The following is an 11,256-nucleotide window of genomic DNA, read 5'->3' as shown; positions in this document are numbered from 1 at the left end:
GGCGGCGGAAGCGGCGGCGGAAGCGGCGGAAGCGCGGGCAACGGCGGCGGCGGAAGCGGCGGCGGAAGCGGCGGCGGAAGCGGCGGAAACGCGGGCAACGGCGGCGGCGGCGGCGGAAGCGGCGGCGGAAGCGGCGGCGGAAGCGGCGGAAGCGGCGGAAGCGGCGGCGTCGGCGGACCTGTGGAGTCGGACGCCGGCGTCGCGGGCATGGGCGGCTCCAGCGGGAACGGCGGCTCGGGCGGCATCGGGATGACCGGCGGCACGGGCGGCGCGGCCAGCTCCAGCGGGAACGGCGGCGTCGGCGGCGTCGGCGGCCCGGTCGTGGAGTGCCCCGACGGCGGCGCGGGACAGGGCGGGATCAAGAACTGCGGGACCATCGAGCCAGCCGCACCCCCGCCCAAGCCCCGGACGACGACCCTTCGCCGCGTTCGCCTCTTCACACAGGACGCGCTCACGCGTATGCTGCGCCCGTGACCGACCCCGCTCCCCGGGATCCGGCCTCGCCCGACGGCGCCCCGGCGCCGGGCACGGTGCTCGCCGGTAAGTACGTCGTCGAGTCCGTCCTTGGCCAAGGGGGCATGGGGATCGTCCTGCAGGCGCGGCACCAGCGCACCGAGCAGGCGGTGGCCATCAAGCTCCTGCGCCCCGACGCGCGCGCGCTGCCCGACGTGACGGCGCGCTTCGAGCGCGAGGCGCGCGCGGCGGCCCGGATCCAGGGGCCGCACGTGGTGCGCGTCTACGACGTCGACAACCTCCCGGACGGCAGCCCCATGATGGTGATGGAGCTGCTCCAGGGCTGGGATCTCGGGCAGGAGCTCGCGATCCGAGGCCCCTTGCCGTATCCGGAGGCCGTCGGCCACATCCTCTCGGCGTGCGAGGCGCTCTCGCAGGCGCATCGCATGGGCGTCGTACATCGCGACATCAAGCCGGGGAACTTGTTCCTCTGCCAGGAAGGTCAGCGGCGCGTCGTCAAGGTGCTCGATTTCGGCATTTCGAAGGTCCTCGACAAACGGGACAACGCCGCGCAGACGGCCACGACCGCGGCCTTCGGCACGCCGCAATACATGTCCCCGGAGCAGGTGCGTTCCACGAAGAACGTCGACGGGCGGGCGGATATCTGGTCGCTCGGCGTCGTGCTCTACGAGCTGCTCGGCGGACGCGGGCCCTTCGACGAGGCGAGCGCGACGGCAGTCCTCGCCGCGATCATCGCGGACGAGCCCAAGCCTTTGCGCGAGCTCCGGCCGGATCTGCCGCAGAAGCTCGCGGACGTGGTCATGAAGGCGCTCACCAAGCGCGCGGACGATCGGTGGCCCGACATCGATTCGTTCATGGCCGCGCTCATGCCGTTCGGCCCCGCCGGCGCCGCGCCGCAGACGTTGCTGAATGCGAAGACGGTGGTCGTCTCTCGCGAGCCGATGTCGAACCGGCGATTGATGTTCGTCTCGGCGGGCCTCGCGACGGTGGTGGTGGGGGTTTTTCTGGCCGTGCTGGCCTCGCAGACGAAAAAGCCCGCGGAGCCGGCCGGGGATATGGCCGGGACGACCGCGACGGCGCCGCCGCCCCCTCAGGCGCCCGCGCCTCCCCTCGGGCCGACGCCCGCCGTCACGCCCGAGCCCATGATCGCCCCTGCCATCCTGCCCGTTCCCACGACCACGACAGCGCCCGTCGCCGCAGGGCCGGGGCCGAAAAAAGAGCCGACGCCCGCTCCGCCGCCGGCCACCGCGACGGCCACGGCCGCGCCGACGCCCACGCCGAAGCCTCCCAAGCCGCCCCCGCCTCCGGCGGAGGATCCGACCCACCTCTAGGAGCGCGCCATGAGCCGAAATCGCCTCCGCGCTGGCCTTTCCCACGTCCTTCTCGTCGCGCTGTCCACGACGATCGCAAACTTCGCATTCGCCGACGAGCCGCAAGCGGCCCCGCAGGCGCCCGCCGGGCAGGATCCCGCGCTCGTGGCGCGCGCCAAGGAGCGCAAGGCCGAGGGCGACAAGGCGATGGACAAGCTCCGCCCCCTCGACGCGCTCGCGGCGTATACCGAGGCGTATGCGCTGAACCCGGAGCCGGCGCTGCTTTACAACATGGGCCGCGCCCTCGAAGCGCTCGACAGGCTGCCCGAGGCGCTCGAAAAGCTTACGGCGTTCCGCGAAAAAGCGCCCGCCGAGCTGCTCGCCAAGGTCCCGGGGCTGAACGACCGGATCGCGGCCCTCGAAAAACGCCTCTCGCGCCTCACCGTGAAGGTGAACGTCGAAGGCGCGCGGATCCTCGTGCGGGACGTCGTCGCGGGAATGTCCCCCCTCGACAAACCCCTCGCGCTCAAGGCCGGCCCGGCCGACGTGCTCGTCGAGGCGGATGGATATTTCCCTTATCGGACCCGCGTCGAGCTGCCGGGCGGCGGCGCGTACGTCATCGATGCCCAGCTCCAGAGCAAGGCCAAGGTCGGCAAGCTCCTCGTGACCGCGCCGAAGACGGGGGTCACGGTCCTCGTCGACGGCAAGAGCGCAGGACAGGCGCCGCTCGAGACGCTCGTCGAGCCAGGCACGCACAAGGTCGCCGCGCGCCACCCCGAGTACATCGATTACGAGACCAGCGTGATCGTCACGGCCGGCGGCGAGCGCACGGTCGCGCTCGTACTCCAGCGCCCGCCGCCCATTTATGCGCGCTGGTGGTTCTGGACGACGATCGGCGTCGTCGTCGCGGGCGGCGCGGCGGGCGGCGCCGCGTATGCCCTCACGACGGAGAAAGATCCGGGGCAGGGCGACATCCCGCCGGGCCAGCTCTCGCCGGCCTTTTTCGTGATGACGCCCCCGCTCCCGTTCTGATCGGCCCTTCGATCAGGCCGCTTGCTCGAGCTTCCCCTCCGCGTCTTGCATCGCGTGGTTCGCCACCCATTGCCGCACGTGCGCGAGGTGCTTCTCCTCGGCGCGCATCGCGTCGCGGAAATCGTCCGCCATCGCCTCGTGCCCCAGGTTCGTCGCCAGCTCGATCAGCATGTCCCAGCCCTCGCTGTCGGCGAGCTCCGCGACGAGCAGCGCGTGGAGCGCCTGCGGCAGCGTCGTGCGCGGATCGTTCTGCACCTGCAAGAGGCCCGACGCCTCCACCGCGGCGATGTCGGCCGAGGGCGTGAGCGCCGTCGGATCGGCGCCCATGCTCTCGAGCGCGCTCCGGAGCACGTGGAAATGCCGGAGCTCCTCGCCGTGGAACTCGAGGAGCGCCTCGCGCGAAGGCCCGCCGTCGAAGCTCCCGAGCGCGTCGAACTTCGCGAGCACGCTCTCGTACATGCGCGTCCCGGTCCGCTCGAATTGCAGGCGCTCGGCGAGTTTGTCCAGGAACACGGCCGGGTTCTTGGCGCCGAGGCCTTCGAGCACCGATTTCACCGCGCCTTTCACCGTCGAAGGCGGGGGCATCGTGCCCACGATGCCGGATTCCTCGGCGTACGAGATGCGCAGGCTCGCGATGCCTGACGCGTCGCCCTCCGAGCTCGGCACTGTGGCCTCGGCGGCCTCGATGAGCTCCTTCGAATCGAGCGGGCTCGTCCCGATCCCCGTCCGGTTCAATCCGATGTCGGTCGGCTCTTTCATGGCTTCCTCCTCCAGGCTCCCTTCAGGCCGCCTTCTTCGCGAGCTCGGTCCCGGGCGTGTAGACGTAGCCCGCCGCGACCGTTTGGCTGGGCGAACCTGCCGAATTGATCTGCCGGTTGTAGGCGATCGAGGGTGAATCCGGGGGCACCTCGCCCACCGGGACGAACTGGGTCCCCACGCTGCGCAGGTGGACCTCGTTCTTCAGGACCTGCCGCACGTAGTCGCGGTGGCTCATGTACTTGATGCCCTCCGGCAAGCTCGTCGGGATGATCTCGAAGGGATCGCGGTTCTCCACGCGCCGGAAGAGGTCCATCACGTGGTTCAGGTGGCCGAGCTCGTAGGCCACCATGCGCTCCCAGATGGCCTTGATCCTCGCATTCGACTCCTGCTCCATGCAGGCGAGGTAGTTCCAGACCTCCGTGCACTCGTGCAGGAGCCATTTCTCCATCCACGTCTCGTGCGGGTCGATCATCGACTCGTATTGCGTGACGTGTTGCTCCTCGATGTGCGCGATCTCCGCGTAGAGCAGGCGCGCCGCCGGGTCGGCGAAGAGCGGGCCGATGTTCTGGTAGTAATTCTGCGTCTGCTGCTCGCCCGCCATGATCGTCAGCGACACGAGCTTCGTGATCGGCGAGGCCGTCGTGCGATCGTAGGGCTCGCGCAGATCGTCCGTCGGATACCGGTGCTCGACCACCGTGGGCCGGCCCGGCAGGACGTCGGTGTACGATTGCAAAATGGCGTTCGCGTCCTTGCCCTCCATGCGGTCCATGAGCGCCGAATATCGATAGAGGTGATCGAAATCTTCGAGCAGCCCGAAGCGCAGGACCTGCGCGATGTACGGGTCGGGCTCGAGCAGCGCGAGGCTCGCGGTCACCTCGATGGCGACCTGCTCGTAGGCGATCGTGGTCTCGAGCGGCGATTGGTCCGCCGGCAGGAGCCAGTTCACGAGCACCTGCTGGTGCGTCTCGATGCGCCGGACGCGCGCGAGATCGGCGCGCATGGGCGCGTTCATGCGGGCGAAGGCGTGCTGGAAGCGGTTCGCCTCCATTTCCACGCCGTTCATGAGGATGATGCGCAGGCGCGTGAACGCGTCGTCGTTCAGCTTGCTGATCGGCTCGCGCACCATGTCGCGCCAGGTGAAGTCTTCCTGGGCGTCGAGGGCCACGCCCGTTTCCTTCGTGAGGTCGAGTGCCACGATAGTCCTCCCCGTTCGGTTCCTCCGCGATGGGCTCACGGATCGGGCGCCGCAGGGGTCGCCGTCCGTCCCGCCTTGCTTGCAAGAAGCTTGCGAGGTTTTGTCCACGAGCGAATGGGTTTGCCCGACGAGCAGCCTGTGCACGTCGCGGGGCGAAAGCTTCCCGGGGCGGGGCTCGACGCCGTGCATTCGTCCCCCATGGATATGCCGAGCCTGGAAGGGCCCCAACGAGGGAGTTTTCCATGGATAACCGCGAAGTGGCTGAAAAGCTGAACAAACTGATCAAGCTCGACGTGGATGCGGTGCATGCGTACAAGCAGGCGATCGACGCCTGCAAGATGGAGGACATCCGGAGCAACCTGGTCCGGTTCCAGGAAGACCATCAGCGGCACATTCGGGATCTGTCGCAGCAGGTGCGCGCCTGCGGCGGCGAGCCCGAAGTGGAGACGTCCTGGGCCGGGTTCCTGATCGAGGGTTTCACGGCCATCACGGCCCAGGGCGATCACAGCGCGCTGCTCGCGATGCGGGGGAACGAGGAGCTGACGAACCGCACGTACGAGGCGGCGCTCAACGTGGCCGACCTGCCGACGCAGGTGCGCGCGCTCCTCGAGAGGAATTTCTCCGACGAGCAGCGTCACCTTGCCTGGATCAAGGATCAGCTGAACATGCGCGTCTGGGAGAGGAAGGCAGCTTAGAAAAGCGCCCACGCGTGAGCGACATGCCCCCGCCCGCACGTCGTGTGTGGCGGGGTTTCGTTTTGTTGTACTATCTCCGGTCGATGGAGCCGAAGACGCAGCGGGGGTTCGGGGCGCAGGGCGCCGAAGGCGACCCGGAGCCCCGAGCGTTGCGGGGGTTCGGGGCGCAGGGCGCCAAAGGCGACCCGGAGCCCCGAGCGTTGCGGGGGTTCGGGGCGCAGGGCGCCAAAGGCGACCCGGAGCCCCGAGCGTTGATCGAAATACAGCTCGGCCACATGTGCAACAACCGTTGCGTCTTCTGCGTCAGCGGCCAGGAGACGGCGCTCGGTCGCGCGCGGCCCCTGCCGCTTGCGCCGATCCTGGAGCAGATCCGCGCCGCGCGCGCCGCCGGGCATCGCAAGATCACGTTGCTCGGCGGCGAGCCCACGCTCCAGCCTGCGTTCCTCGACGTCGTGCGCGAGAGCGTCGCGCTCGGCTTCGAGGAGATCGTGATCTTCACGAACGGCGTGAAGACCGCCCGCGCCGCGTTCGTGGACGAGATCCTCGCGACAGGCGGGAATTTCACGTTCCGCTTCTCGATCCAGGGTGCGACCGAGGAGGCCCACGAGCGGACGACGCGCAAAGACGGATCGTTCGCCCGCATCGTGCAGTCGATGCGTCACGTGCGGGCGCGGGGGCAGCGGCTCACCGTGAACATGTGTGTCGTCCAATCGAACCACGAATCGGTGGACGCGTTTCCGGAGCTCCTCCTGCCGCTCGGCGCCTCGCAGCTCCACCTCGACATGGTGCGGCCGCTCGACGCGGGCGTGCGCACGGAGGAAGAGCTCGCCGCGATGATCCCGCGATACCGGAGCCTCGTCGGGCCCTTCGAACGCATGGTCCGCGGCTTCCCTGACGGGTTCGACGTCAACATCGGCAACCTCCCGTATTGCGTCGCGCCCGAGCTTTCGCCCTTCATTCACCACGACGGCGAGAAGACGATGACGATCGCCGTCGACGGCGAGAAGACCCTCAGCAAGCCCTGGGACAAGTACCTCGTCAAGCGGCGGGACAAATCGAAGCCCGCGGGCTGCGCGGCGTGCGTCTTCGACGCGCATTGCAATGGCGTCTTCGAGACCTACCGGGAGATGTACGGCGACAAGGAGTTCGTCCCCGTCACGCCCGAGCGCCTCGCCGAGGCCGATCCCGGCCGGAGGCTCTTCTCGGTGCACGCGCGGGCGCTCGTCGCGCGGGCGTTCGCCGGGTTCGTCCTGCCAAAGCCGTTTGTCCGCGTGTCCCTCACGGAGCTCGGCGAGCGGGCGGTCGAGGTGCGGCTCGAAGGCGACGAGAGCCTCGTGGTCACGCTGCGGCCGCGGGCCGAAGGCGAGGGGATCGCGGCGACGGACTGGTTCTCCGTGGGGATCGTGGCCGCGCCGGCGGATCGCGCGGCGACGCGCGCGGGGATCCTCGCGATCGGGGAGTGTTTGTCCCGGCACGTCAGGTTCGTGCATCCGATCGGGGAGGACGCGGCGCTCCCGCTCCTGCGGTCCGTGGGGGCGCGGATCCAGCTCTTGCGGCGGCGCGCGCCGTTCGGCGCCCTCGCGTGGAAGGACGTGCGCGTCCTCGAGGAGGGGCGGCGCGCCGAGCTCGGCTTCGAGGCGCCGTCGGGGGAGCGCGCGTGGGTTTGGCTGGGTGAAACGAACGGCAAGCCCGTGGGCGGGTATCGAATCGGGGAGGGGGAGCCTTCGGCCGAGATCATCGAGGGCCTCAGGGCCGTGCTCGGGGCGCTGTCGCCCGGGCAGAGCTCGGCTCGCCGAGCGGAGTCCTCGACGTCGTCGAACCATGGAAGCGCGGACGGCTAGCGTTTTGTCCGTGACGGCCCCATGGGGAAGCCCTGGAGGGCATCATGGCGAAGGAGCAATCCTGGCCTTTTGATCGGGGCGACGCCGGGGCTTCGCAGCCTCGGACGCAAGAGGACGTGCCCGGCGTGCGGGGCGGGGCGATGTCCCAGGACATCGGGGGCGAGCCGGTCTCGCGCGGGCCGATGGGCGCCGAGGGCGGCGCGGGCTCGTACCTCGGCGGCCCGTCGTACTCCGAGGGGACCACGCCGGAGGAGGGCCCGAACGCCGAGCGATGGGTGCCCCCGACCGAGGAGATCAGCGGGCCGCCCACGGAACCGACCGATTAACGGGAGCCTTTGCACCCTTCCATGCGCAAGGGTGCGACCTCTCCGTCGATGTCGAGCTTCACCGACTCGTAATCGATTGCGGCCACGCGCTCCTCCGCGTTGCAGCCCATCCGCCCCTCCAGCACGAGCGTGTAGGTGACGGATCTGCCCCCATTGTCCGGAATGCGCTCCTCGACTTCGAGCGTATCGCCGCGCTTCTCGTCCGCCTTTCCCTCGCCGTCCTCGGCCCGGCACGCGACCACCACCGCGGCGCTCGCCCGCACAGGCACGGTCTGGCCGCTCTTGTTGCGCAGGCGCAGCGAGACGACCGCGTTTTCGCCCGCGCACCGCGCGACGGCCTCGCCGACGAGCTCGACGCTCGGCCCAACTTCGGCGACGGCGTCCGTCGTGACGAGCGAGAGCGGGGCGAGGAGGAGCAGCAGCGTGCTCGAAAGCATCCTGTTCACGGGGGGACTCCTTTTCGAAAAGTCAGGCCGCGCGCGTAGGGTCGCGGCGGTATGCCAGGGGGGCGCGGGGCCGGGCGAGAAAGAAATGCCCGGAGAGCGCCGCGCGAGCGCATGTATGCAAGGGATTGGCCGAAGAACCTGGAGAGCGCTCGCCGCGGCCCGCATGCCCCGGGCGCGCGCCGCCGGCGCAGGGAAAGACCTCGGGATCCGAGGGGAGCGCCGGGCGCCGATATCCGCGCCTCCGGGCCCGTGTTTGCATGGGTTTTCATGGGTCGTGTGAGGTGGCGGGGCCACGGGGGGCGGTCCAAGATCCGACGACGGCGCCCGAGAGCGTGGGGGACACGGAATGCAAGAGCTCGAGCTACGGCCAAAGCCTCCCGCGAGCGTGGACGAAAGGGGCCGCGCGGGGAACTCCGCCCAGCGCCTCGCGGGGGCCCGATCGCTCTCGCAAATCAGAGAGACGTGGTCGGCGCTCGATTCGCTCCAGGACACTCCGATGCAGCAGAGCCTCTGGACGGAGAGCTGGCTTTCGGCGAGCGGCGTGTCCGATCGATTGCGTGTCATCGTGACGACGCCGCCGCGCGAATCGCCCGCGATTGCGGCGCTCGTCCATCACGGCGGGCTCTCGCCCTCTCTCATGCCCGCCGGGGCGATCGAGCTCGGCGAGCCCGTCGATCTGTCCCACGGCGGGCCCCGAACACTTGGGCCCCTCTGCCAGGCGCTCGCCCGCGGGCCCTTTCCGGTGCACCTGCCGCGCGTGCTCGCCACCTCGCCCACGATCATCGCCTTGAAGCTGGCCTACCGCCGCCGTGGCGTCGTCCGCGTCGGCCCGTCGAAGCCTTGCCCGTTCGTCGCGCTCGACGATTCCTGGGTCGAGCCCGAGCGCCACCTCTCGCCCCGCAGGCGCCAGGACATGCGCCGCGCCGAGCGGCACGCCGAGCGCCTGGGCGAAATCGTGTATTCGTTCCTCTCGCCCTCGCCCGAGGAGGCGGCGGCGGTCCTCGACGAGGCCTTCCGCGTCGAGGCCGCCGGCTGGAAGGGCCGCGAGCGCACCGCGATGTCGTTCGACCAGGTCGTCGGAAGGTTTTTCAGGACGTACGCCCTCGCCGCCGCGCGCTCGGGGATCCTGCGCGTCGCGCTCCTCCGTATCGGCGGGCGGGCCGCGGCGATGCAGCTCGCGGTCGAGCACGCCGGGCGCTACTGGCTGCTCAAGATCGGCTATGATGAATCGTTCCGGCAGGCCTCGCCGGGCATCTTGTTGCTCCGCGAGAGCCTGCGCCGCGCGGCGACGGAAAAGCTCTCGTCGTACGAATTTCTCGGCGGCGTCGCGCCGTGGATCAAGCCCTGGACGAGCGAGGAGCGCGCCACGGTTTCGCTCAGCGCGTATCCGATGAGCCTCGCGAGCGCGTCCGCGCTGTCGCGCAAGGCCGTCGCGCGCGCGCTCGGGACATTGAGGAGGCAATGGCGATGGATGACGAGATCCGAGGTCTGAAGCTGGCCGCGCTCGCGGCGTGGGAGCCGATCGCGAAGCGCGCCGGGCGCGCATACGTCGCGGGGCCGCGGATCACCGACGCCCTTTTGCTCAGCCGCAAGCTCTGGGAGGCGGGCATGGGCGTCGTCGTTTGCTTCTGGAACGGCGAGAAGACGTCCCCGCGGATCGTGGCGAACCGTTCGCTCGCCACGCTGGAGGCGTTCGCGGAGGCGGAAGGCGACCATTACCTCGCGATCAAGGCCCCGGCGCTCGGGTTCTCGCGTGATCTCGTCGGGGAGATCGTGGCGCGCGCGGCGCTCTCGTCCGCGCGGGTGCATTTCGACGCGCAGCGCCCGGAGGCCGTGGAGAAGACGCGGGCGCTCGCCGAGAGCGCCATGGGCGGGGGGACGCCCATCGGATTCACGTTGCCCGGGCGATTCGCGCGGAGCGTGCGGGACGCGGCCTGGGCGGCGCGGCGGAACGTCCCCGTGCGCGTCGTGAAGGGGCAGATGGCGGATCCTGCGGCGCCGGATCTCGATCCGCGGGCGGGTTTTCTCGCCGTGGTCGACGCGCTCGCGGGCAAGGCGCGGCATGTGGGGGTGGCCTCGCACGACGCGCCGCTCGTGCGCCAGGCGCTCCAGAAGCTCGTCTCGAACGGGACGCCGTGCGAGGTCGAATTGCTCCTCGGATGGCCGTTCGGGCCGGCCTTGCGGGAGGCGCGCGCATTCGGCGTCCCGGTGCGCGTGTATGTGCCGTTCGGCGAGCCCCGATTGCCCTACCATTTCACGGAAGCGCGGCACAACCCGCGCGTCTTCGCATGGCTCGCCCGGGACCTCTGGCGCGCTTCGCCTGCGCCGCGGGCGAAGGTGCCGGGGTGGACTAGCGCCCCTGCTTGATGCGCTCCTGGGCTTCGCGGCCTTTTTTCGTGAGGATCGGCTCGAGCCAGCGCGAAGCGGCCGGCGCCGTGTTCGCCGCGCGCGCCAAGATCCCCCGGCCGAGCGGCAAGGTGATCTCGAGCGGGCGCTTCGGTAGCACCTCGGAGACGAGCGCGTGCTCGACGTCCTCGACGGTGAGCGGGCGCGGGCCGGAGAAGGTCATCGCGGCCTCTGCGTGGTCGACCTGCAAATCGAGCATGGGCGTCTGCACGGCGTCGGGCATGACGAGCGTCACGGCGATCTCGTGGCGGGCGAGCTCCATCGCGGCGGCTAGCGTGAATCCACGCACGGCGAATTTCGACGCGGCATAAAGCGAGAGCCCCGGCACGGGCGCGAGCGACGCGAGCGAGCCGATGTTCACGATGTGCCCGCCCCGCCCCCGCGCGATCATCCGCGCCGCGGCCGCGCGCGTGCCGAGCACCGTTCCTTTCACGTTCACGTCGAGGTGGAAATCGACGTCGTCGGGCGAGAGGTCCGTGACCCAGCCGGGCTTCAGCACGCCCGCGACGTTCATCACGACATCGGGCGGAGCGCCCTCGCGCTCGGCGCGATCGAGCGCCGCTTCCCAGTCGGCGGCCTCGCGCACGTCGAGTTTGACCAGACGAACGTTCGTCCCCCACGCGCCTTCCGCCGCGCGTTTTTCCAGGGCGGCGAGGTTCACGTCGGTCGCGAAGACGGTGTCGCCGCGGCGCGCGAAAACCCCCGTCATGTGCGCGCCGATCCCACTCGCGGAGCCGGTCAAGATCAGGACGGCCATTGTATTCTCCTGTTT

Annotated in this window: 11 protein-coding genes and 1 pseudogene; 8 read left to right on the top strand and 4 right to left on the bottom strand. The window is 70.1% G+C overall.

From position 1 onward, the window contains the following. The 3 genes and pseudogenes from QHF85_RS43095 to QHF85_RS43085 all read left to right on the top strand — a co-directional run. Positions 1-474, top strand: a pseudogene (locus QHF85_RS43095) (hypothetical protein); the annotation flags it as partial. After that, the gene (locus QHF85_RS43090) at positions 471-1,805 is read left to right on the top strand and encodes a serine/threonine-protein kinase (RefSeq protein WP_281333303.1); all 1,335 of its coding nucleotides are present in this window, start codon (positions 471-473) and stop codon (positions 1,803-1,805) included. The pseudogene QHF85_RS43095 and the gene QHF85_RS43090, both read left to right, overlap by 4 nt. A gap of 9 nt (positions 1,806-1,814) precedes the next feature. Then, complete coding sequence (locus QHF85_RS43085; protein ID WP_281333302.1) at positions 1,815-2,816, top strand: PEGA domain-containing protein; 1,002 nt, start codon at positions 1,815-1,817, stop codon at positions 2,814-2,816. A 12-nt stretch (positions 2,817-2,828) separates the two neighbouring features. Here the strand turns inward: QHF85_RS43085 and QHF85_RS43080 are convergent, their stop codons facing one another. Continuing rightward, positions 2,829-3,575 (bottom strand): ferritin-like domain-containing protein, encoded by a 747-nt coding sequence (locus tag QHF85_RS43080; RefSeq protein ID WP_281333301.1) that lies wholly within the window; start codon positions 3,573-3,575, stop codon positions 2,829-2,831. A gap of 22 nt (positions 3,576-3,597) precedes the next feature. Further along, complete coding sequence (locus tag QHF85_RS43075) at positions 3,598-4,770, bottom strand: hypothetical protein (RefSeq protein WP_281333300.1); 1,173 nt, start codon at positions 4,768-4,770, stop codon at positions 3,598-3,600. 242 nt (positions 4,771-5,012) lie between these two features. On the opposite strand from QHF85_RS43075, the gene QHF85_RS43070 reads away from it, so the two are divergent. The 3 genes from QHF85_RS43070 (at position 5,013) to QHF85_RS43060 (ending at position 7,632) form a co-directional block, all read left to right on the top strand. Then, on the top strand, positions 5,013-5,465 hold the full coding sequence (locus QHF85_RS43070; protein ID WP_281333299.1) for a PA2169 family four-helix-bundle protein: 453 nt from the start codon (positions 5,013-5,015) through the stop codon (positions 5,463-5,465). Between the two features lie 251 nt (positions 5,466-5,716). After that, positions 5,717-7,306: a radical SAM protein gene (locus QHF85_RS43065; RefSeq protein WP_281333298.1), complete on the top strand. Its 1,590-nt coding sequence runs from the start codon at positions 5,717-5,719 to the stop codon at positions 7,304-7,306. Positions 7,307-7,350: 44 nt separating this feature from the next. Further along, positions 7,351-7,632, top strand: a complete 282-nt coding sequence (locus tag QHF85_RS43060) for a hypothetical protein (protein WP_281333297.1) — start codon at positions 7,351-7,353, stop codon at positions 7,630-7,632. Here QHF85_RS43060 and QHF85_RS43055 read toward each other — a convergent pair. Then, complete coding sequence (locus QHF85_RS43055) at positions 7,629-8,078, bottom strand: hypothetical protein (RefSeq protein WP_281333296.1); 450 nt, start codon at positions 8,076-8,078, stop codon at positions 7,629-7,631. The two genes, QHF85_RS43060 and QHF85_RS43055, sit on opposite strands and share 4 nt — an antisense overlap. Before the next feature lie 496 nt (positions 8,079-8,574). On the opposite strand from QHF85_RS43055, the gene QHF85_RS43050 reads away from it, so the two are divergent. Together QHF85_RS43050 and QHF85_RS43045 are read left to right on the top strand one after the other, a co-directional pair. Further along, complete coding sequence (locus QHF85_RS43050; protein ID WP_281333295.1) at positions 8,575-9,570, top strand: GNAT family N-acetyltransferase; 996 nt, start codon at positions 8,575-8,577, stop codon at positions 9,568-9,570. Further along, positions 9,546-10,445: a hypothetical protein gene (locus QHF85_RS43045; protein WP_281333294.1), complete on the top strand. Its 900-nt coding sequence runs from the start codon at positions 9,546-9,548 to the stop codon at positions 10,443-10,445. Before QHF85_RS43050 ends, QHF85_RS43045 begins: the two co-directional genes overlap by 25 nt. On the opposite strand, the gene QHF85_RS43040 is transcribed toward QHF85_RS43045, so the two are convergent. After that, positions 10,429-11,241, bottom strand: a complete 813-nt coding sequence (locus QHF85_RS43040) for an SDR family oxidoreductase (protein ID WP_281333293.1) — start codon at positions 11,239-11,241, stop codon at positions 10,429-10,431. The two genes, QHF85_RS43045 and QHF85_RS43040, sit on opposite strands and share 17 nt — an antisense overlap. Between the last annotated feature and the right edge of the window lie 15 nt (positions 11,242-11,256).

Origin of the sequence: Polyangium sp. 6x1 (genome assembly GCF_029946515.1) — a bacterium.
Taxonomy (GTDB): Bacteria; Myxococcota_A; Polyangia; order Polyangiales; family Polyangiaceae; genus Polyangium.
The sequence above is the reverse complement of the archived record's forward strand: the minus strand, read 5'-3'. Positions and strand labels throughout refer to the sequence as shown.